This is a genomic window from Pseudomonas sp. BJP69, from assembly GCF_007633355.1.
Taxonomy (GTDB): Bacteria; Pseudomonadota; Gammaproteobacteria; order Pseudomonadales; family Pseudomonadaceae; genus Aquipseudomonas; species Aquipseudomonas juntendi.
Map to the genome: position 1 here is coordinate 3,008,401 of NZ_CP041933.1, position 21,078 is coordinate 3,029,478.

The following is a 21,078-nucleotide window of genomic DNA, read 5'->3' on the forward strand; positions in this document are numbered from 1 at the left end:
GAACGCTATGCTACGATGCCGGCTTTCGTCAAGCCGTCTTGCAGAGGCACGCCCATGCGCTACCCAAACGAACACAAGCAGCAAACCCGTGAACGCTTGCTCGCCAGCAGCGGTGCGCTGGCCAAGCGTGGGGGCTTTGCCAGCACGGGCGTTGCCGGCTTGATGAAAGCCATTGGCCTGACCGGGGGGGCGTTCTACAACCACTTTCCGTCCAAGGATGACCTGTTCACCGAGGTGGTCCGGCAGGAACTCTGCAACAGCCCACTCGCCCGGCTGGCCAACCAAGGTGCCAGCCGCGAGCGCCTGGCCCGCTGCCTGCAGCAATACCTTAGCCTGGCGCACCTGCACAACGCCGAGCAGGGTTGCCCGTTGCCGCCGCTAGGGGTGGAGATAGCCCGCGCTGACACGCCTGTGCGGGAAGTGGCCGAGCACTGGTTACTGCAGCTGCACCAGGCCTGGAGCGCCACCCTGGAGGATGAGCAGTTGGCCTGGGTATTGATCAGTCAGTGCGTGGGCGCGCTGCTGGTTGGCCGCATGCTGGTCAGCGAAAGCGTGCAAGGCCAGGTGCTTGGCGCCAGCCGCGCGTTTGTCGAACGCGCGCTGGAGGGCGACTGATCACGGGTTGGCTGGGGGTTGGCGGGGGCCCGCCGCAGCACGTTCAGCGCCTGCCAGAGCCTCTGGCAAACCTTGCTCACGGCTGGCATAACGCTGCGCCAGCACCGCGCACACCATCAACTGGATCTGGTGGAACAGCATCAGCGGCAGGATCATCGCGCCAATGCCACTGCCCACGAACAGCACCTGCGCCATGGGTACGCCGGTGGCCAGGCTTTTCTTCGAGCCGGCGAACAGGATGGTGATACGGTCCTCGAGGTCGAAGCCCAGCGCCTTGCCCAACAAGCGGGTAGCGAACAACACCACCGCCAGCAGAATGCCGCATACCGCGAACAACCCGGCCAGGTGCTGCGACGAAACCGTGTGCCACAGGCCGGTCACCACTGCCTCGCTGAAGGCGGTATACACCACCAGCAGAATCGACCCCTGGTCGACCACCTTGAGCCAGCGGGCATTGCGCTTGACCCAGGCGCCAATCCAGCGCCGCGCGATCTGCCCGGCCACGAATGGCACCAGCAGTTGCAAGGTGATCTTGAGGACCGCATCCAGGCCGGAGCCAGTATCGCCACTGGCGCCCAGCAACATCACCACCAGCAATGGGGTGAGGAAGATACCCAGCAGGCTGGACGCCGCCGCACTGCAGATGGCCGCCGGCACGTTGCCGCGGGCCAGCGAAGTGAAGGCAATGGCCGACTGCACGGTTGCGGGCAAGGCGCACAAGTACAGCACACCCAGGTACAGCTCAGTGCCTACAAGTGGCACGAACAGCGGCTTAAACGCCAACCCCAGCAGCGGGAACAGCACGAACGTGCAGGAGAACACCAGCAGGTGCAGGCGCCAATGCCCGGCGCCTGCGATGATCGCCTCACGCGACAGCTTGGCACCGTGCAGGAAGAACAGCAGGCCGATGGCAAGGTTGGTCAGCCAGCCGAAGTACACCGCGCCGTCGCCCGAACAAGGCAATACGGTGGCAATGCAGACCACCCCGAGCAAGGCCAGGGTGAAATTGTCGAACAGCATGCGCAAATACTTCATCACGGCTCCCGTCTTGTCATTGTGCAAGGGCAGACGATAATGTTTCCGGCTTTTCAGCGCTAACGCCGGAACCCCCTGGGGTATCGCTCAACGGACACCATGCACACAAGGAACCGCCCATGCCGCGCTTGCGCAAGGCTTTGATTGCCACCACCATCACGCTTGCCTTGGGCCATACCACCGCCCAGGCTCACGACCCGTTGCAGGCCAAGGTCGACCAGGTCGTCCGCCCGCTGATGCAGGAGCAAGGCATCAGCGGCATGGCGGTGGCCATTTATGCCCACGGCCATGCGCACTATTTCAGTTACGGCGTGGCCAGCAAGGCCGACAACGTGCCGGTAAGCCGCGACACGCTGTTCGAAATCGGCTCGTTGAGCAAGACCTATACCGCCACCTTGGCCGCGCTGGCCAGCGCGCAGGACAAGCTGGACCTGTCGGCGCCGGCCAAGCGTTACCACCCGGCGTTGGCAGGCGCCCCTATTGGCGAGGCGTCCGTTCGCGACCTCGGTGCCTACAGCGCGGACTGCCTACCGCTGCAGTTCCCGGATGACGTCCAGACGCCGCAGCAGGTCGTCGATTTCTTCCGGCACTGGCAACCACGCGCCAAACCCGGCACCCAGCGCTGCTACTCCAACCCTAGCCTGGGCCTGTTCGGCGACCTGGCCGCCCGCGCACAACAGCAATCGTTTTCGACACTGATGAGCGAAGGGCTGTTGGCACCGATGGGCCTGCGCGCCACCTATCTGCAGGTGCCCGCCAGCGCCCAGGGCCTGTACGCACAAGGTTACGATGCCGCCGACAAGCCGGTACGCGTCGGCCCCGGCCCCTATGCCGACGAAGCCTACGGGATCAAGACCAGCGCCCGCGACCTGCTGCGCTACGTGCGCCTGCACCTGCAACCGCAGGGCCTGCCACCAACGCTGCAGCAAGCCTTGAGCATTACCCGCCAAGGCTACTTTCAGGTCGGCGCCATGACCCAGGGCCTGGGTTGGGAGCGCTACCCCTACCCGGTCGCACTGGACACGCTGGTCGATGGCAACAGCCCAAGGCTGATCCGTGAACCACAGCCAGTCACGCGCTTGCAGCCAGCCCAGCCGGCGCTGCCTGCGGCCTGGTACAACAAGACCGGCTCCACCAATGGCTTTGGTGCCTACGCTGCGTTCGTGCCCGCCGAACAGCTGGCGGTGGTGTTGCTGGCCAACCGCAATTACCCCAATGAGGCCCGGGTCCGTGCCGCCTTTGCGATCCTTTCCGGCCTGTAGAAAGGCTGCGGATTGTCGAACAAATCGACACTATGTAGTGAAAAAAAATATTCACTACAAAATGGTTGACGCCGTTCATCGCCCTTGTGCATGATGAAGCCGTCCCCCTGATCGGGGGCGGTGGCAAGGGTATTCCAGACGGTCTGCGCGGTAACGCGGGCCGTTCGTGGAGCGGGAAACTGTCCAAAAGGCAGCGTGAGAAAGCCCCTGTTGCGATGCTGCTGTAGCAGCGTTGGTAGTGCGCTACACCGTGGTAGCGCCAACTGTGAAAATCACCTACGAATGGGTAATGGGGGCTTTATGATGAACTTGAACAACAATCCGACCATCGACCAATTGGCCCAGCTGTTCGCCGGCCGCAAAGACAGCCTCGACGACCACCTGCTGTGGGTCAGCCAAACCGGTGAAGTGCGCCTCGATCGCCTGCCACCGAATACCGTCGAAGCTGAATTTGAAGAGCACCTGCCCAGCATGCGTGCCCGCTTCAAGGTCTACCGTCGTGGCCAAGGCTACGTTGGCAAGAAGGCCGCCGCCGACACCGAGTTCGTTGGCCGTGTGCTGCAGACCCTGCAACAGGAGTGGCCCGCTGCCCGTGAGCAGCAGGCAGTCAAGGTGATCGAACCGCTCAATTGAGGTTGCCACCGTTAGCAAAGCCCGGCCTGAACAGGCCGGGCTTTTTTCATGCCTGGCGCCGCTGGCGGCGGGCTGGCGGCAACGGCAATGCCCCTGTCGCCATGGCCCTGGCGCGGTCGACACCCCAAACCATGGCACGGGTCATGGTCTCGCCCGGCCGCGCGGGGTAATACTCCTCCACCAGCGCCCGCCCATCCCCGGCATACAACCCCAGGAACAATTGCGTTGCGCCCAGGCGCGACAAGCGCACCTGCACGTCCAGTGTGGTGCCATCGCTGAGCGCTTCGTCGTGGCTGCGGCTGTGTAGTTGGGCGTCCGCCCAGTGCCAATAAGTCTCTTCCCTGACGCGCATGAGCATCCAGTCCTCCGTTGCTCGAATGTGGCGTCAGCAAAGCACAGGCTTGGCGATCCGGCGAGTGTTACCCAATCATTTCATGAGGCGGGTCAACGAATGGCCATAAAAAGTCCGCCGTCGGGCAGCGCGGGGTTACTTCTTCAGCGGCACCCGTGGCATGAAGCGGCCCTTTTTGCTGCGCTGCAGATGGGCAGGCTGAAGCTGCTCGGAATCATCCAGGGTCATGTGGGCGAACCCCAGCCGGAATGCCGCCTGGCCGCAACGCACCTGGCTGTTGATCGGAAACGCATCGTTAAGGTCTTCGAAAAAAGATTCGCTCATGCCCTGTCTCCCTTCAGCGGTAACGCGCCGGCAACCAGAAAAGCTGCCAAGTGACGCGGCCTGTAAAAGTGAGACTAGCCGGTCATTTACAGACCAGTCGGGCAAAACCCAGGCAGCCGACCAGTGGCAAACCGGGCTTCAGCGCAGGCGCACTGCGGTGCCGGTGACAAACACGACGACCATGCCGCCTTGTACCGAAGGCATGCTGATCTCGTAATCCACACCGACTACCGCGTCGGCTCGCAACTGCTGGGCGCGCGCCTTCAGCTCTTCGGTGGCCTGCTCGCGGGCCTCGCGCAGTGCGCTTTCCAGGGTCTGCGAGCGACCACCCAGCACGTCGCGAACACGGGTAAAGAAATCGCGGACGAAATTGATGCCCTGGACCGATTCGGCGCTGACCACGCCGAGGTATTCGGCAATCGGGCGACCTTCAAGTTGACTGGTAGTGGAAATGATCATGCAAACGCTCCGTTGGCCTGGTCTCGAACAATGAGGCCGAGTCTAACAGAGCCGCACCTGAGCAACCGGCAATGGGGCCTTACCACCCGGTCAACGCTTCAGCCGTCACCACGCCCCCCCCACTACCCTCCTGTCAGGCGCTGGCCGCACGCAAGCGCTGGCAGATCCGCGCGCCGAATACGTTCACCAGCAGCCCGGCCATCACCAACACGGCGCCCCAGCCCTGAATTGCGGTCAGCCGTTCGCCCAGCAGCAATGCCGACGAACTCAAGCCGATCACCGGCACCAGCAGCGAAAAAGGCGCGACCTTACCGGCCGGGTGGCGGGACAACAGCTTGCTCCACAGGCTGTAGCCGATCATGGTGGCGACAAAAGCCAGGTATGCCAGCGCCAGCACCGAGCTGAGGCTGATGTTGGCAAGCGCATGGCCAATACGCTCTGGGCCTTCCAGCCACCAGGACAACGCCAGGAACGGCAACGGCGGGATCAACCCACCCCAGATCACCAGCGCCACCAGGTCAACCGAGCCAAAGCGCCGGGTAATGATGTTGCCCAGCCCCCACATGGCCCCGCCACACAATGTCAGCAGCAGCGCCACCATCGGCACGTGGCCACCGTCTTCGCTGCCGATCAGGGCCAGGCCACTGGCCGCCACCAGTAGCCCCAGCACACTGGCCAGGCGCAGCCGTTCACCGAGGAACAGCGCGGCGAAGCCGAGCGTGAAGAATGCCTGCGATTGCAGAATCAGCGAAGCCAGCCCTGGTGGCATGCCGCTGTACATGGCCTGGAAGAGAAAGGCGAACTGGCCCAGAGAAATGGTTGCGCCGTAGGCGATGAGCCAGCGCCAGGGCAATTTGGGGCGCCTGACCAGCAACACCGCGGGAAACGCCACCAGCAAAAAGCGCAGTGCCCCCAACAGCATCGGCGGCAAGCCGTCGAGGCCAACCTTGATGACTACAAAGTTGACTCCCCAGGCAACAATCACCACCAGGGCGATGAGCAGGTCCTTGAGCGGCACGGCAGCTTCCTTCTTCAGGCGTTCTAGACATATTTCGTTACAGCATAAGGCTATAACTCTGAAGAGGACCAGCACAGTTGTGGCCTAGGCTGGCGCAACAGTCCGACTGTTGCGTCAACCTGTAACGTTGATGCATAACGCAGAAAACCCGCGAACACTGCGTATTCGCGGGTTTCCAGTGCCCTTGAGCAGGGCACGATCAGCAGCGCGGACTTGCCGGCACCTGACCCTTGCAAGCCTTATCGCTGTGCATCAAGCCGCTGCAAACAGCTCATTGGCGATCTGCGCTTGCGCGGCGTCAAGCGCCTGTGTACGTTGCTCCGGGCCGTAGGCCAAGCCGTGAGCGCGCACGATTTCCAGGTCGGTGACACCAATGAAGCCCAGGAACACCTTGAGGAAGTCTTCATGCCCAGCACCCGTTGGCTGGCCAGCGTGCAGACCACCCGCGGTGGAAACCAGCACTACCTTCTTGTTACCGCAAAGCCCCTCGGGGCCCGCCTCGGTGTAGCGGAAGGTCTTGCCGGCCACGGCAACGCGGTCGATCCAGGCCTTGAGCTGGGTCGGCACGCTGAAGTTGTACATCGGTGCGCCTATCACCACGGCATCGGCGGCCAGGAATTCCTCCAGGGTCTCGGCACTGAGCTTGGCCTCGAATGCCTGGGCGGCGTCGCGTACGTCTTCCGGGGTGCCAGCGGCTACCAGCGTGGCAGCAGAGAAGTGTGCAATGGCATCGGCAGCCAGGTCGCGGTACACCACTTCAACGCTCGGGTCTGCGGCTTTCCAGGCTTCGACCACCTCGCGGCTCAACTGGCGGGATGCGGAATTGTCACCCAGGATGCTCGAATCGATGTGCAACAGTTTCATGGGACTCTCCTGTGAATGAAGACCGCATCTCTTGGCGATCACGATGGGCAGAATCCTACCGGAGTGATTAATGACTGATAAGCCGCAGAAAATGCGTTAGTTTGTCTCATGAGTGGAACAATGAGACCTGTTCATGCAAGACCTCAATGACCTTTTCTATTTCGCCCGCGTAGTGGAAGCCGGCGGTTTTGCTGCAGCGGGGCGCCAGCTGGGCATTCCCAAGTCACGCTTGTCCCGGCGCATCGCCGAGCTCGAAGAGCGCCTGGGCACCCGCCTGCTGCAGCGCACCACCCGGCAGTTGAAACTCACCGCAGTGGGCGAGCGCTATCTGCATCACTGCCAGGCCATGCTGCTGGAGGCCCAAGCTGCCGATGAAACGGTGGCCAGCATGAGCAGCGAACCACGCGGGCGCTTGCGTGTGTCCTGCCCCGTGGCGCTGGCCCACGCGTTTCTGCCGCAGGTGATCAGCCGCTTTCTCGAGCAGTACCCGCTGGTGCAGTTGGACATGGTACTGCTCAACCGCCGGGTGGACCTGATTTCCGAAGGTATCGACGTTGCCCTGCGCGTGCGCGACCTGGGCGATGAAGACCCGGCCTTGGTCACCCGCCGCCTGCGCCAGGCGCAAATGCAGCTGGTTGCCGCCCCGGGCTTCGCCGACCACATCCGCGACCCTGCCGAACTGGCGACGTTGCCGGTACTGGGCGCCGCCGAGGCAGACCGGCTGGTGCACTTTCGCCTGCTGGGCCCCAACGGCAAGCAACAGGACCTGGCCCTGGAGCCACGCCTGGCGATCGACGATTTCGTAGTACGTAATGCCGCTGTACGGGCTGGCCTGGGCTTTACTGCATTACCCAGCATGTTTTGCGAGGCGGAGCTAGAACGCGGCGAGCTGGTACGCCTGCTGCCTGAATGGTCGCTGCCAGGTGGCTACCTGCAGGCGGTGTACCCGCACCGGCGCGGCCTGTTGCCGGCTGTGCGGGTGTGGATCGACCACCTGGCAGCTTCGTTCGAGGCGTGTGGGGAGCGATACGTATGAACGCGAACATGAGCGAAGCCGAAGTAGCGGCATTCTGCCTGGAGCTGCCGGGTGCCCAGGAAGACTACAAGTGGGGCGGTATCCGGGTGTTCTCGGTGGCCGGCAACAAGATGTTCGCGGTACTCGACCTGGCCGGCGCAGGGCTGTCGTTCAAGGTGGCCGACGATTTGTTTCTCGGCTATTGCGACCGCCCTGGAGTGCGACCTGCGCCTTACCTGGCCCGGGCACGCTGGATCAGCATGGCGCCGCCCTACCCCATGGGCCGGGACGAATTGCGTGACTTGCTGCAGCGTTCGCACCAGCTGGTGGTGCGACGGTTGCCGAAGCGGTTACAGGTGGGTTTGCTGCTGTAATACCGCCTGCCCCCCCCCGCTTCGGTACCGCACTTCACCCTAAAGGCAGAAAGCGCCCATCGAAAAACAGCCAGTCGGCCCAGAACACCTGGTGCAACAGCACAATCGCCCAGAACAGCAGCTGGTACGAAAACTTGCGTGTCTTATGCCGGAACAGCTGCTGCGCCAGCAACGCACCCGGCCAGCCACCCAGCAGCTCGCTGGCATGCAGCACTTTCTCGGGCGTGCGCCAGGCCTGCTGACGTGCCTGGTGTTTGTCCTGCCAGTACAGCATGACGCTGACCAGGCTCATCGCCGGGTACAGCGCCAATGGCCACCAGGCCTGGTCGAGCCAGGCCATGCGAGCCGCGCCCAGCCCTGGCAGCACGCACAACACGGCCAGCACCAGCAGTTTCAGGCGCAGGTTGCGTACCCCGTCCAGCGGCGCGGCACGCCGTAGCTCAGCCATGAACCGAGGTCCAGTTGACCCAGCCGAACTGCCAGGTCGCCAGGATGAACAGGCCGAACACGATGCGATACCAGGCAAACGCGGCATAGCTGTGGTTGGCAATGAACTTGAGCAGCGCACGCACGGCGATCATGGCGAAAATGAACGACGTGACGAAACCGATGGCGAACACCGGCAAGTCATCCGGTTGGAACAGGTGGCGGTACTTGTAGCCCGAATACACGGCCGCGCCGATCATGGTCGGCATGGCGAGAAAGAACGAGAACTCGGTGGCCGCTTTGCGCGACAGACCGAACAGCAGCCCGCCGATGATGGTCGAGCCCGAACGCGATGTGCCGGGGATCATCGCCAGGCACTGCACGAAGCCTATTTTCAGCGCATGGCTCCAACGCATGTCGTCGACATGGTCAACTTCTACCCGATGCGTGCGCCGCTCGGCCCACAACATGATCACCCCACCCACCACCAGCGCTGCCGCCACGGTGACCGGGTTGAACAGGTACTCGTGGATCAGGTCGGCGAACAGTACGCCCAGTACGACCGCAGGCAGGAATGCCAAAAACAGGTTACCGGTAAAGCGCCGTGCCTTGGGTTGGCTGCGCAAGCCGAAAACCACTTCGCAGATCCTGCTGCGAAACTCCCACATCACGGCCAGGATCGCAGCCAGCTGGATGATGATGTTGAAAGCCATGGCCCGTTCACCGCCAAAACCGATCACGTCGGCGACGATGATCTGGTGGCCGGTACTGGAAATCGGCAGAAACTCCGTCAGCCCCTCTACTACGCCCAAGATGATTGCCTGGAAGGCAGTCCAAAAATCCATCATTCCCCCGGTGGAGCGCTGCTCGCAGCAGGCTCCTTGTTCTTGATCTATTGACGATTGCCGCACGCGGACCGGCTTTTTACAGCGACTGTTGGGACCAGCGCCAGTGGAAAAGTTCACGGCGGCTAAAGGTTTCATCTTGCGCGGCCGAAATCCTGTCAGAGCACCTTTGCAAATCCGTTACGCAACCTTCTGCAGACTGTGACAAAGATAGCACTTAGCCATTAGTCGAGTGGGGCATGGCTGCAAACCGTGCTTGGATGCAGCTGAATAAAAAGAACAATGGGGGAGCGGCTGGATGAACACTTTGAGATCAATGTCGATCAGCCAACGCCTGTGGCTGATCCTGGTGGTGGCGGTGGCCATGCTGGTGGTGCTGGGGCTGCTGATGCTGCGCCAGATCCACGGCGACCTGTACCAGGCCAAGGCCGAAAAGACCCGCCATGTGGTGGAAACCGCTGCAGGGGTACTGGCCTATTACCAAGGGCTGGAGGCAGCCGGCACGCTCAGCCGTGAAGCCGCCCAGCAGCAAGCGCTGCAAGTTGTCCGGGGGCTGCGCTACGACCACGACGATTATTTCTGGATCAACGACTTGGGGCCGAAGATGATCATGCATCCGACCAACCCCAAGCTCGACGGCCAGGACCTGTCAGCCATCCGCGACCCCGACGGCTTTGCCGTGTTCAATGAGATGGTCGCCCTGGCGCGCCAGCACGACGCGGGCCCGGTCAACTACCGCTGGCCCAAGCCCGGGGCGAGCGAGCCGGTGGCCAAGACCTCCTACATACAGCTGTTCAAACCATGGGGCTGGATCATCGGGTCGGGCGTGTACGTCGATGACGTGCAGGCCGAATTCGCCCGCCAGTTGCGCGATGCCTCGCTGGTTGGCCTGGGCATTGCCCTGCTGATGGCGCTGGTGGTGATGCTGATCGCCCGCAGCATTGCCCGCCCCCTTCAGGAAGCGGTGCAGGCCATGGGCAATATCGCCAGTGGCGAAAGTGACCTGACCCGGCGCCTGGACACCCATGGTCGCGACGAAATCACCCGCCTTGTTCAACACTTCAACCGCTTCAATGGCAAGCTGCAGGGCGTGGTCGGCCAATTGCAAGGGGCCGCCCATGCGCTGGCCCAGTCGGCCGGGCATGTGGGTGACAATGCCGGGGCCGCCGAGCAGCGCAGTGCCCAGCAGTCGCTGCAGATGGACCAGGTGGCTACCGCCGTGAACGAAGTGACCTACGCCGTGCAGGACGTGGCCAAGACGGCCGAACAGGCTGCCGGGGAAATGCACAGCGCCCAACTGCAGGTCACACAGGGCCAGCAAGCCATCCACGGCAGCCTGGCGCAGATCGACCGGCTGTCGCTGACCATCGACCAGGCTGTGCAAGTGATCCGCGACCTGGCCGGGCACAGCACGCGCATCGGCGGCGTGCTCGACGTGATCCGTTCGATTGCCGAGCAAACCAACCTGCTGGCGCTGAACGCCGCCATCGAGGCGGCCCGGGCCGGGGAGCAAGGCCGCGGCTTTGCCGTGGTCGCCGACGAGGTGCGCCTGCTGGCACAGCGCACCGCGCAGTCCACGGCCGAGATCCATACCATGATCGAGCACCTGCAAAGCCAGTCGGACGCCGCTGTGCGGGCAATCGACACCAGCAGCGAGGCCTCGCGCCAGACCGTCGAACAGGCCCGCGAGGCCGGCGCCAGCCTGGACGCCATCAACCAGGCGCTGAACAACCTCACCGCCTTGAATGCGTCCATTGCCAGTGCCACCCTGCAGCAGGCGCATGTGGTCGAAGAGATCAACCGCAACGTACTGGACACTGCTGGGCTGTCCCAGCAAACCGCCGATGCGGCGCGCCAGTCCAGCGATGCGGGGGTGGCCTTGGGCCAGTTGAGCGAAGAACTGGAGCAGTTACTGCGCCAGTTCCGCGTGTAGTACGGGCTGCCGGCGGGCGCGGCTACACCTTCGCCCGCCGAACAGCTACAATCGCGCCCCTTCCCCGCAGCCTCCAAGGATCGCCGATGTCCGGCCTTGAACTCATCGCCGCCGTCCTCGGCGTCATCGCTGTCTGGCTCACGGTCAAGCAGAACGCCTGGTGCTGGCCGATCGGCCTGGTCATGGTGCTGATCTATGGCTGGCTGTTCTATGAGGTGAAGCTGTATTCGGGCATGTTGCTGCAACTGGCCTACGCCCTCCTGCAACTGTACGGCTGGTGGCAATGGCAACGCCCCGACCGCGCTGAAGACGCCCGCCAGGTCTCGCGCTTGCAAGGCCCGGCGCTATTTGCCGGCCTGGCCGTCGGGGTGCTGCTTAGTGCCGCCCTGGGCGCGGCCATGGCCCACTGGACCGACGCCGCCATGCCGTGGCTGGACGCGACCCTGACCGGCTTCAGCCTGGTGGCACAACTGTGGATGGCGCAAAAGCGCCTGCAATGCTGGGCCCTCTGGGTTGTGGTCGACACCCTGTATGTCGGCCTGTACCTGCACCAGCAGCTGTATTTCACGGCAGGCTTGTTCGCCGTTTTGACCCTCATAGCCGTACGCGGCTGGCTGGAATGGCGGCGAGACCCGGCATTGGTGCAGCCATGAGCACGGTGCAGGCGACGAAAGTACTGGTGCTGTGCGGCCCCGAGTCCAGCGGCAAAAGCTGGCTCAGCGGGGTGATCCAGGCGCATTTTGGCGGTTTGGTGGTGGCCGAATACGTGCGTCACTTCATCGAGCAGGAGCGCCGGGATACCTGCTACGCCGATATCCCCAGCATTGCCCGTGGCCAACTGGCATGGGAAGACCAGGCCCGCGAGCAGGCGCCCCCCTTGCTGATCCTCGACACCCACCTGCTCAGCAACATGCTCTGGAGCCATGCCCTGTTCGGCGACTGCCCGGCCTGGCTGGAACAGGCCCTGCTCGCCCGGCATTACGACCTGCATCTTTTGCTAAGCCCACAAGGCGTGGAATGGGTCGCCGACGGCCAGCGCAGCCAGCCGGACGTGCGCGATCGGCAACGCTTTTTCGAAGACAGCCGGGCCTGGTTGCAGCAGCATGGCCAGCCCCACCAGATAATTGAAGGGAGTTGGCCACAGCGCCAGTTGTTGGCCCTGGAAGCGGTGGCTAGGCTCCTTGATAGCGATAAGCCAGCCTACCCTGCCGAGTGTTAAGCCACTGACACAGCCCCCTGCGGTACAACCCCCGAAACCAGGCGGCTGCTCCCACTAGCAGGGTGAGTGTCAAGCGGGTGAAACACCGCTGCGAAATCTCCCTTCAGGCGACGCCACAGCAGGCCCGCCCGGCCATGCCGGTGTGCAACTGTTTCACGGCTGACACACCACACCCCACCTGCGTCTTAGCTGTCATCGCCAAGCGCCTGATTTTCATACCAATTCAAAAAGCGGCACACCTTCTGCTCTGTCCTTCGCATCGCTGATCAGGCCCAGCGCTCAAAGAAGGAAGTGCCGTCGTGAGGAAAACAGCCAACCACCTTTATCACGCCTTGCTGATGGGCTGCGTACTGGGGTCACTGAGCCTGACGGCGCAGGCCGACAAGGGGATCATCACCATCACCCGCGACGTGCAGGTGCGCAACGCAACCGTTCCCCCCCTGCGGCCCGATCCCAATCCGACCACGGTCAACGCCAACCCCTCTGCCTATGTGCTCAAGCAGACCAACGAGCTGAGCGACGGCGACTTCGCCGCCATCAGCAGCGGCGCTGGCATCAGCAACATGATCACCCAGCAGACCAACAACCTGGGCGGCAACCTCGGCAACCAGAACCAGTTGCCCAACCTGGCCGGCGGCCGCGGTACCGGTGGTTCCGGTAACGGCATCGCCAACATGGTCAACTCCAGCGTGCAACGTGGCCTGGCGCCGCTGCAAATCCTGACCGGCGGGGGCAAGTGAGATGAAGTACATGCTGCTGATGCTGGCTGCGGTGTGCAGTGCGCCCGCCTTCGCCCAGTCCCCCGTTCCGGTCATCAACAACGCTGACATCGACAGTTCCGGCAGCCGCTACCAAGGCAACCTCAGCGTCAACCAGGCCGCCGGGGACCAGCAGCAGCAGGCCAATGCCCGCGCCATCGCCGTTGGCCCCGAGGCCAACGCCAGTACCCAGATCCGCCAACAGCTCAACACCCCCGCCGACCCGAGGATGGACGCCCGCGCGACCATTCAGGGCAACGCTTTCAGTAACGGCAGCGGCGCCCTGGGGGTGAACCAGAGTGCAGGCGCCAACACCCAGCAAGCCAATGCCATGCGCATCAGCATTGGCGCACAACCGCAAAGCATCGACGACAGCGTCCTCATGCAACAGAACGTGACGCTGCTCAACAACTCCGGAGCAACGGATATCCCAGCCGGCTATCGCCAGGTCACCACCAGTGACCAGGCCTTCACCGGTAGCCGTGGGGTGATCCAGTTGAACCAGAGTGCCGGGGTGGGAAACCGCATGGCCAACACCTTGAGCATCCGGGTCGCGGACTGACCCTTTCAGTTAAGAACGACACTTAACCTACTAGAGTACGGAGAATCACCATGAAACCCTCGATGGCAATCAAGCCTCTGGTTTTCGCAATTGCTGCGGTCATGGCTGTTGCTGTACAAGCTGGGCAAAACGACCGGCGCGGTGACTACCATAATGGCAACAACAATGGCCAGCACACGCCTCCTGCCACCAAGATCCCGGTGTATGCAACCGCCAATGCCTGGGACACTCAAACCAGTACCAACAACCGCATCACCAACCAAGGCACCATCAACGAAGCCGAGATGAGCGACTCGGGCACCGGCTCCAGCGGCAACGTCGGCATCAACGTCGCGGCCGGTAACGGCAACCAGCAGGACAACGCTGCAGCCATCGCCAACGCCGGCTCCGAATCGAGCCTGGACAACAGCTTCGTGTTCGGCATGGCCAACGCCACGGCCGACGTGGTGCAAACCAGCCGCAGCAACCGGGTAGACAACTACTCGACGCAATCGTCGGCGCTGATGAGCGGCTCGGCCAGCGGGGCTGAAGGCAACATCGGCATCAACGTGGCCGGTGGCGACCTCAACCAGCAGAAAAACACCATGGCCATCGCCAACACCGGCGCCCCATTGGGCAACGCCACGGCGACCGCCTCCGCCAACCAGTCCGGCCCAGGCCTGACGGTGAACAACAGCGCCGACCGCACCTACCGGGTAGACACGCTGACCTTCACCACTTCGGCCAGCGGCTCGAGCTCGCGTGACGGCACCTTCAACTCGAGCGATGACCGCAGCGCGTCGTCGAGCTTCAGCGTGGCCGGCTCGCAAAGCGCCAGCAACAGCGGCTCCAGCGGCTGGAACTCCAGTGGTTCGAGCAGCGCCAACGCCAGTGGCTCCAACAGTGCCAGCGCCAGCGGTTCCAACAGCTGGGGCATGAACGGTTCGGCCAGCGGTTCCAACAGCTCGTCCAGCAGTGCCAGCCTGAACGCCAGCCTGGCTGCAGCAGCCGACGCGACCCGCACGGTCACCACCGACGACGGCCGCCGCGAACGCTCGCGCACCAGCAGCTTCGATGGTTCGCTGAACGCCTCGCTGAACGCCTCGATCGACAAGTCGCACGAAAGTGCCTATGACTCGTCCTTCGAGAAGGCATTCGACTCGAACTACGACAAGTCGCACCAGTCCTCCTACGACAAGTCGCGCGATTCTTCGTACACCAAGTCTCATGAGTCCTCGTACGAAAATGCTTCCGCCTCTGACTTCTCCAAGTCTGGCGAGCAATCGCATCAGTCCTCCAACGACGTCGCCAAGAGCTACAGCGAAAGCAGTGCTTACGACTTGAGCAATACCGTGTCCTTCCAAGTGCTGACCCCGACCGGCTGGGCCAACCCTGTTACCAACACTGCAACCCTTAGCGGTTCGGTCAACGGTGGCAGCGGCAACCTGGGCGTGAACGTGGCCGCCGGTGTAGGCAACCAGCAGAGCAACTCGCTGGCCATCTCCAACACCTCGTTCTAACGCTGCAATCAAGGCCCCCTTCGGGGGGCCTTTCTTCAACAGAACAAGAAGGCATCCGATCATGCGCATTATCGCCTTGGCGTTTTTACTGTGCCTGGCCAGCGTGAGCGAAGCTGCACAAATGCCGCTGGCGGTATTGCCGGGCGGCGCCGTGGTGTTCAAACCCCTGCAAAGCGTGCGCGAGCGCAAGTTCGCCGACCTGGTGCAACAGAAAACCGACTTCAGCTGCGGTGCTGCTGCCCTGGCGACCATCCTGCGCCAGGCCTACTGGCTGGATGTGGACGAACACCAGATCATCGAAGGCATGCTGGCCCACGCCGACCAGGACCTGGTGCGCACCCAGGGCTTTTCGATGCTCGACATGAAGCGCTACGTGGAAAGCCTGGGCATGCGTGCCCGCGGCTACCGTGTAGCGCCCGATACCCTGCACAGCGTGCGCATTCCGGTGGTGGTGTTGATGGATGTGCGTGGCTACAAGCACTTCGTGGTCATGCAGAAAGTCGACAAGGGCTGGGTGTATGTCGGTGACCCAGTGCTGGGCCACAGGCGCTACAAGGTAGACGACTTCCTCAAGGGCTGGAACGGCATCATCTTCGCCGTGATCGGCCAGGGTTATGACAAGAACAATGTCTTGCTCGACCCGCCTCTGCCGCTGACCGCCAAGGGTCGAGTGAACAACTTCACCCCGGTGCAGGACGCAGAGCTGCTGGACTTTGGCTTCATCAAAAGCGACTTCTTCTAACGATACGTCCAATGATAAGGAGCATGACGCTCCCGGGAGCCCGCCATGAACAACCCCTTCCTGCTGGCATTGGCCTGCCTGGCTGCCAGCCTGCCGGTTCATGCAGAAACGTTCAAACCCATCGAACTGAAGGACCAGGAACTGGCAACTTTGCGTGGTCGCTACGTGATGCCGGGGCGCATCGTGAGCTTCGGCATCGTCATGAGCAGCACCTGGCAAAATGCCAAAGGCGACGTGATTGGCGCCAGCAGCAGCCTGCAGGTGCAAGCGTCGACAATCAAGCCACAATTCTACGTGTCGACGATCAATGAAAAAGGCACCGGCAGCGCGGCTGGGGCGGCCGCTGCGCCCGGGACCGGCAGCGTGACCGGCGGTGCCGGGCTGGCCACCAGCGAGGGCGTCACCCAGGTAGTGCGCGCCGCCGGTGATAACAACGGCGCATACAACAACGTCGACATCAACGTCACCAAGGCCAACCAGGCACCGGTGGTGCAACAGCAGGGCCAGGCGCTGGCCGCAGGCCAGACCCTGAACGCAGAAAACGGCGCCGGTTCGCTGAGCGTCTCGGCCAGCGGCGTGGGCGTGCAGCTGAACATCAACGCCAGCAACAACCAGGGCAGCAGCATGCAACGCCTGGCCCAGGGCGGCCTGATGCAGAACACCACGCTGCTGGGCAACGGCAACCTGGTCAGCAATGTCACCTCCCTCAACGTGGTCATGCGCGAGAGCATGCCGACAGCGGCTTCGCTCAATGGCAGCCTCGATCAGCTCAAAGGCCTTCGCACTTTCGGATACTGATCTACGCTCAGTCTCATCAAAAGTAGTTGGAAGGGACGGCAACTCCATGCACCGATCTTTTACGCTCAAGGCTTTTGTTTGTCTGACTACCCTGGCTCCGGCCACATTGCTGTATGCCGCTGCCGACCCGCAGGTCGAGGCACTGAAGCAGGAACTGACCGAACTCAAGCGCCGGTATGAGGCCCAACAGCAAGCGTTGATGGTGCTGGAACAACGCGTGCGCCAGGTTGAAGAAGCCCCGGCGGCGGCCCCACCCAAACGCCTGGTCAAGTCGCCTGCCGAAGGCGTGAAGGGTGGCCAGACGGTAGCGTCCGGCGCCCCTGGCACCACCGGCAGTTCCTATGGCCAGGCCCTGGCTGCCGACTCGGAGCCGGCGCAGAGCGTGTCCAACCTGTATGACGAGGCCAGCGGCTTCTTCGGTGGCGGCAAGTTCAGCTTCGAGACCGGCCTGACCTATACCCACTACGACACCCGTGCACTGACCCTCAACGGGTTCCTGGCGCTGGACTCGATTTTCCTGGGCAGCATCAACCTCGACCGCATCAAGGCCGACAACTGGACCTTGGACATGACCGCGCGCTACAACCTGGCGCAACGTTGGCAGTTCGACATCAACGTGCCGGTGGTGTACCGCGAATCCACCTACTCGTCCGGCGGTGCCGGCGGCTCGGGCGCGGCCACCTCCGATGCCACCGTCACGCGTGACCCGGAAATCGGCGATATCAACGTTGGCGTGGCCTACAAGTTCCTTGACGAAGACGAAACCTGGCCGGATGCCGTGGCCACCCTGCGGGTCAAGGCGCCGACCGGCAAGGACCCTTATGGCATCAAGCTGCGCGAGGTGGACGGCAACAACAACCTGGCGGTACCGGACAGCCTGCCGACGGGCAACGGCGTGTGGTCGATCACCCCAGGCATCTCGCTGGTCAAGACCTTTGACCCGGCCGTGCTGTTCGGCAGCCTGTCCTACACCTACAACATGCAGGACTCGTTCAGCGACATCAGCCCGCAGGTCAACAGCAAGGTTCCGGGCGACGTCAAGCTTGGCGACTCCTGGCAAATCGGCGGGGGCATCGCGTTCGCGCTCAACGAGAAGATGAGCATGTCGTTCTCGGTGTCGGACCAGTTTGCCCGCAAGAGCAAGATCAAACCGGATGGCGGTGACTGGCAGTCGATTTCCAACAGTGACTACAACGCCGCCAACTTCAACATCGGCCTGACCTTCGCCGCCAGCAACAACCTGACCATCGTGCCCAACTTGTCCATCGGACTGACCGACGACGCCCCGGACTTTTCCTTCAGCCTGAAATTCCCCTACTACTTCTGACCTATGCCATCAGCCGGGCCCGCGACTACGGGCCCGACTTTTGGTAACCACCCTTGTAGCGCCCGCCTTCCCGCCCGCCCGCCTGTTATCATTCAGCACAGTTTCATGACGATTCAATGGCAAAAGGGAAGTTTTTGTGAAGAACCTGTCCGACCACCCACAGGCCCGGCTTGCCGCTCTGGCAGGCCTGCTGTTGGTGATCCCACTGGGTGCGCGCGCCATGCTGGGTTGGTCCAACCCACTGGGCTACCTGTCAGACCTCGCCCTTGGCAGCCTGCTGCTGTTACTGCTGCAGCGCCGCCCGTGGTGGCTGGCGCTGCCGGTGTTGCTGGCCTGGGCGGCCCTGTGGGTCGCCTCGGCCGAACTGGTCAGCGCGGTGGGCCGTTTGCCAACCAGCGCCGACCTGGCCTACCTGGCCGACCCGCAGTTCATGGAAAACTCCACCGGCGGCGGCCTGGCCCATGCCTGGCTGCCCTGGCTGATGGGTGGCGGCCTGCTGGCCTGGCTGGTGCTTGCCTGGCGCAGCCGTGCACAGCGCGGCCGGGCACTGCCGCGCAAGGCCTGGGCCATCCCGGTCGTGCTGTTCGGCGCCCATTGGGGCAGCCAGCAACTGGCACCTTCTGATGCCGACCAGTGGCGGCAATACAACCTGGGCCATCAGTTGCTGTCTGCCGGGGTGGGCCAGGTACAGCGCCAGGCCGATGAGTGGCTGGGCACTTCCCAGCCCTTCACCCCCCTGCCTAGCATTGGCCTGACACAATCCGACCTGCACGGGCAACGACTGCTGGACGGCCCGGGCCGTGCGCGCAATTTGCTGGTGATCACCCTGGAAGGCATCCCCGGCGCTTACCTGCGGCCCAACCGTCAGGCGTTGAACAGCCCCTTCGACGAAGAGCTCATGCCCAAGCTCAGCAGGTGGGCCGAGCGCGGCATGAATACCCCGGACTACGTACTGCACACCCACCAGACCATTCGTGGGCTGTACGCCATGCTGTGTGGCGACTACGACAAGCTGGCCAACGGCACCCCCAAGGGCGTTGAGCTGCTGACCCAGAACGAACGGAACCAGGCCTGCCTGCCGGCGCAGTTGCGCCAGGCCGGGTTCACCACCCATTACCTCCAAGGTGCGGGCCTGCGCTTCATGGCCAAGGACCGCATCATGCCGCATGTCGGTTTCGAGGCTGTACATGGCCTGGAGTGGTTTGCCAACAAGAACTACCTGGACTTCCCCTGGGGCAAGGATGACCGCTCATTCTTCGAGGGCGCCTTGAGCTACGTGGGCCATTTGCAGCAGCAGGACAAACCCTGGATGCTCACGTTGCTGACCGTCGGTACCCACCAGCCCTATTCCGCGCCGGCCGAGTACCTCGAACGGTTCGACACGCCGAAACAGGCGGCAGTGGCCTACCTGGACGACGCGGTTGCGGCGTTCCTCGACAGCCTCGAACACCAGGGGGTACTCAAGGACACGCTGGTGGTGCTGACCTCCGACGAGTCGCATGGCATCGACGGTGTGCGCCTGGCGTCCTCCTGGGGCTTCAACCTGACCCTGGCCCCGGAGCAGGCCCAATTGCCACGGCTCAAGCAAGGGACTTATGGCCACATCGACCTTGCCGCTTCACTGCTCGACTACTTCTCGCTGCCGATCCCCATGGCCCTGGGCGGTCGCTCGCTGTACCGCGACTACGACACCGGCCGCGAAATGATCGCCTACACCAACGGCATGCTGCGCTACCACAATGGCCAAGGGGTGTTTACCGAGTGCGATTTTCAACAACGGTGCCGGCGCTACGCCAGTGAGGGCTTCATCGCCGGGCAGGCCCGCTACCTTGGCAGCGGCGACAACCTGCTCGGGCAGCAGATCGGTGCCCTGGCCGGCGTGCTCGACCAGTCGCTGCTGCAGACGCCGCTGAACCTGCGCTACCAGTTTGGCGGCCCTGCGCCGATCAGGCTGCGCAAGCACATTCAGGATGATTGGGCCGACAACCTGATCGGTGCCCAGTACCTGGAAATGCCAGGGGGCTCGCGTACCCGGGTACGCATCAAGGTCCGCTCGCTGGACCCGAGGCACGTGGCCTATATCCAGCTCAAGGCCAAGCAACTGGAACAGGACGTACCGCTGGGCCTGCCTGCCGAGGTGCAAGTCACCACCGATCAGCCACTGGAGATGGACTTCCGCTTCGACAACCCGACCGATCGCAAGGCGTTTTCCTTCCACTTGCTGGGTTATGGCGGCGGCCAGGTGGAAGTCAGCGACTTCAGCGTGATAACCGCGCTGCCTGGCGATGAAGAGGCAGCCGAGGAACTGGGTGACGAGCCTATCGCCCATTCTGGCTGAACAGGCGACAGCTCTGCGGTGCGTGGCACCGCCTACGCGGGTGTGCGCGGCGGTTTAACCGCGCACACCCAGCATTCCGCGTTCGACAATGAAATCGATCACTGCCTGCAGCCCCTCACCTTTCTTCAGGTTGCTGAAGGTCCATGGGCGCTGTGGGCGCATGCGCTGGGTATCGCGCTCCATCACCTCCAGCGAAGCCCCCACATAAGGTGCCAGGTCTGTCTTGTTGATCACCAGAAAGTCGGACTTGGTGATGCCCGGGCCACCCTTGCGCGGAATCTTCTCGCCCTCGGCTACGTCGATCACGTAGATGGTCAGGTCGGCCAGCTCCGGGCTGAATGTGGCGCTGAGGTTGTCACCGCCACTTTCCACGAAAATGACTTCGAGGTTGCCGAACTTGCGCGCCAGCGCCTCGACCGCCGCCAGGTTCATGGAGGCGTCTTCGCGAATCGCCGTGTGCGGGCAGCCGCCGGTTTCCACCCCGACGATGCGCTCCGGCTCCAGCGCGCCGGCTTCGGTGAGGATGCGCTGGTCTTCCTTGGTGTAGATGTCGTTGGTGACCACGGCAATCTGGTAGTGATCGCGCATGGCTTTGCACAGGGCTTCGAGCAGTGCGGTCTTGCCGGAGCCGACCGGGCCGCCGACACCGACGCGCAGGGGTTGTTGATAGCTATGCATGC

General features: G+C 63.1%; 24 protein-coding genes. 15 read left to right on the forward strand and 9 right to left on the reverse strand.

Annotated features, from left to right (window positions below; translation table 11 throughout):
* Positions 1 to 54 precede the first annotated feature (54 nt).
* Positions 55 to 615 (forward strand): TetR/AcrR family transcriptional regulator, encoded by a 561-nt coding sequence (locus FPB55_RS13935; RefSeq protein WP_009685434.1) that lies wholly within the window; start codon positions 55 to 57, stop codon positions 613 to 615.
* Here FPB55_RS13935 and FPB55_RS13940 read toward each other — a convergent pair whose 3' ends face one another.
* On the reverse strand, positions 616 to 1,650 hold the full coding sequence (locus FPB55_RS13940; protein ID WP_144188453.1) for a bile acid:sodium symporter family protein: 1,035 nt from the start codon (positions 1,648 to 1,650) through the stop codon (positions 616 to 618). It abuts the gene before it with no gap.
* A gap of 119 nt (positions 1,651 to 1,769) precedes the next feature.
* Here FPB55_RS13940 and ampC point away from each other — a divergent pair, with 119 nt between their 5' ends.
* Both ampC and FPB55_RS13950 read left to right on the forward strand, forming a co-directional pair.
* Complete coding sequence (ampC, locus tag FPB55_RS13945; RefSeq protein ID WP_144188455.1) at positions 1,770 to 2,912, forward strand: class C beta-lactamase; 1,143 nt, start codon at positions 1,770 to 1,772, stop codon at positions 2,910 to 2,912.
* 300 nt (positions 2,913 to 3,212) lie between these two features.
* Positions 3,213 to 3,545 (forward strand): hypothetical protein, encoded by a 333-nt coding sequence (locus FPB55_RS13950; RefSeq protein ID WP_029884829.1) that lies wholly within the window; start codon positions 3,213 to 3,215, stop codon positions 3,543 to 3,545.
* 46 nt (positions 3,546 to 3,591) lie between these two features.
* Here FPB55_RS13950 and FPB55_RS13955 read toward each other — a convergent pair whose 3' ends face one another.
* From FPB55_RS13955 to FPB55_RS13975, 5 genes are all read right to left on the reverse strand, one after another.
* Positions 3,592 to 3,903: a hypothetical protein gene (locus FPB55_RS13955; RefSeq protein ID WP_054904382.1), complete on the reverse strand. Its 312-nt coding sequence runs from the start codon at positions 3,901 to 3,903 to the stop codon at positions 3,592 to 3,594.
* A gap of 129 nt (positions 3,904 to 4,032) precedes the next feature.
* The gene (locus FPB55_RS13960; RefSeq protein ID WP_003253897.1) at positions 4,033 to 4,221 is read right to left on the reverse strand and encodes a hypothetical protein; all 189 of its coding nucleotides are present in this window, start codon (positions 4,219 to 4,221) and stop codon (positions 4,033 to 4,035) included.
* A 138-nt stretch (positions 4,222 to 4,359) separates the two neighbouring features.
* Positions 4,360 to 4,680, reverse strand: coding sequence for a YbjQ family protein (locus FPB55_RS13965; protein ID WP_009685439.1), 321 nt, complete (start codon positions 4,678 to 4,680; stop codon positions 4,360 to 4,362).
* Between the two features lie 133 nt (positions 4,681 to 4,813).
* Positions 4,814 to 5,698: an EamA family transporter gene (locus FPB55_RS13970; protein WP_144188457.1), complete on the reverse strand. Its 885-nt coding sequence runs from the start codon at positions 5,696 to 5,698 to the stop codon at positions 4,814 to 4,816.
* A 252-nt stretch (positions 5,699 to 5,950) separates the two neighbouring features.
* Positions 5,951 to 6,562 (reverse strand): FMN-dependent NADH-azoreductase, encoded by a 612-nt coding sequence (locus FPB55_RS13975; protein WP_009685442.1) that lies wholly within the window; start codon positions 6,560 to 6,562, stop codon positions 5,951 to 5,953.
* A 133-nt stretch (positions 6,563 to 6,695) separates the two neighbouring features.
* Between FPB55_RS13975 and FPB55_RS13980 the strand changes: the two genes are divergently transcribed.
* A complete protein-coding gene (locus FPB55_RS13980) occupies positions 6,696 to 7,598 on the forward strand; it encodes a LysR substrate-binding domain-containing protein (protein WP_144188459.1) in 903 nt (300 codons plus the stop codon).
* An 8-nt stretch (positions 7,599 to 7,606) separates the two neighbouring features.
* Positions 7,607 to 7,951 (forward strand): MmcQ/YjbR family DNA-binding protein, encoded by a 345-nt coding sequence (locus FPB55_RS13985; RefSeq protein WP_009685444.1) that lies wholly within the window; start codon positions 7,607 to 7,609, stop codon positions 7,949 to 7,951.
* A gap of 34 nt (positions 7,952 to 7,985) precedes the next feature.
* Here the strand turns inward: FPB55_RS13985 and FPB55_RS13990 are convergent, their stop codons facing one another.
* On the reverse strand, positions 7,986 to 8,399 hold the full coding sequence (locus FPB55_RS13990) for a DUF1294 domain-containing protein (RefSeq protein ID WP_054904379.1): 414 nt from the start codon (positions 8,397 to 8,399) through the stop codon (positions 7,986 to 7,988).
* Positions 8,392 to 9,222 (reverse strand): undecaprenyl-diphosphate phosphatase, encoded by an 831-nt coding sequence (locus FPB55_RS13995; protein WP_009685446.1) that lies wholly within the window; start codon positions 9,220 to 9,222, stop codon positions 8,392 to 8,394. The genes FPB55_RS13990 and FPB55_RS13995 overlap by 8 nt, the downstream gene beginning before the upstream one ends.
* Positions 9,223 to 9,520: 298 nt before the next feature.
* Here FPB55_RS13995 and mcpP point away from each other — a divergent pair, with 298 nt between their 5' ends.
* From mcpP to FPB55_RS14045, 10 genes are all read left to right on the forward strand, one after another.
* The gene (mcpP, locus tag FPB55_RS14000) at positions 9,521 to 11,155 is read left to right on the forward strand and encodes a methyl-accepting chemotaxis protein McpP (RefSeq protein ID WP_144188461.1); all 1,635 of its coding nucleotides are present in this window, start codon (positions 9,521 to 9,523) and stop codon (positions 11,153 to 11,155) included.
* A gap of 86 nt (positions 11,156 to 11,241) precedes the next feature.
* Positions 11,242 to 11,808: a nicotinamide riboside transporter PnuC gene (gene pnuC / locus FPB55_RS14005; protein WP_029884823.1), complete on the forward strand. Its 567-nt coding sequence runs from the start codon at positions 11,242 to 11,244 to the stop codon at positions 11,806 to 11,808.
* Entirely contained in the window at positions 11,805 to 12,374 is a 570-nt protein-coding gene (locus tag FPB55_RS14010) for an AAA family ATPase (protein ID WP_009685449.1), read from the forward strand. The genes pnuC and FPB55_RS14010 overlap by 4 nt, the downstream gene beginning before the upstream one ends.
* A 299-nt stretch (positions 12,375 to 12,673) precedes the next feature.
* The gene (locus tag FPB55_RS14015) at positions 12,674 to 13,114 is read left to right on the forward strand and encodes a hypothetical protein (protein ID WP_009685450.1); all 441 of its coding nucleotides are present in this window, start codon (positions 12,674 to 12,676) and stop codon (positions 13,112 to 13,114) included.
* A gap of 1 nt (position 13,115) precedes the next feature.
* Positions 13,116 to 13,694, forward strand: a complete 579-nt coding sequence (locus FPB55_RS14020) for an adhesin (RefSeq protein ID WP_110675939.1) — start codon at positions 13,116 to 13,118, stop codon at positions 13,692 to 13,694.
* Positions 13,695 to 13,744: 50 nt separating this feature from the next.
* Positions 13,745 to 15,193, forward strand: coding sequence for a hypothetical protein (locus FPB55_RS14025; protein WP_029884822.1), 1,449 nt, complete (start codon positions 13,745 to 13,747; stop codon positions 15,191 to 15,193).
* A gap of 61 nt (positions 15,194 to 15,254) precedes the next feature.
* Positions 15,255 to 15,935 carry a C39 family peptidase gene (locus FPB55_RS14030; protein ID WP_009685453.1) on the forward strand — a complete coding sequence of 227 codons (681 nt, stop codon included), beginning with the start codon at positions 15,255 to 15,257 and terminating at the stop codon, positions 15,933 to 15,935.
* Between the two features lie 45 nt (positions 15,936 to 15,980).
* Positions 15,981 to 16,733 carry a hypothetical protein gene (locus FPB55_RS14035; RefSeq protein WP_144188463.1) on the forward strand — a complete coding sequence of 251 codons (753 nt, stop codon included), beginning with the start codon at positions 15,981 to 15,983 and terminating at the stop codon, positions 16,731 to 16,733.
* 46 nt (positions 16,734 to 16,779) lie between these two features.
* Positions 16,780 to 18,060, forward strand: coding sequence for a hypothetical protein (locus FPB55_RS14040; protein WP_029884820.1), 1,281 nt, complete (start codon positions 16,780 to 16,782; stop codon positions 18,058 to 18,060).
* Positions 18,061 to 18,196: 136 nt separating this feature from the next.
* Complete coding sequence (locus tag FPB55_RS14045) at positions 18,197 to 20,398, forward strand: LTA synthase family protein (protein ID WP_144188465.1); 2,202 nt, start codon at positions 18,197 to 18,199, stop codon at positions 20,396 to 20,398.
* Positions 20,399 to 20,452: 54 nt separating this feature from the next.
* Here FPB55_RS14045 and ureG read toward each other — a convergent pair whose 3' ends face one another.
* A complete protein-coding gene (gene ureG, locus FPB55_RS14050) occupies positions 20,453 to 21,076 on the reverse strand; it encodes an urease accessory protein UreG (protein ID WP_009685457.1) in 624 nt (207 codons plus the stop codon).
* Positions 21,077 to 21,078: the final 2 nt, after the last annotated feature.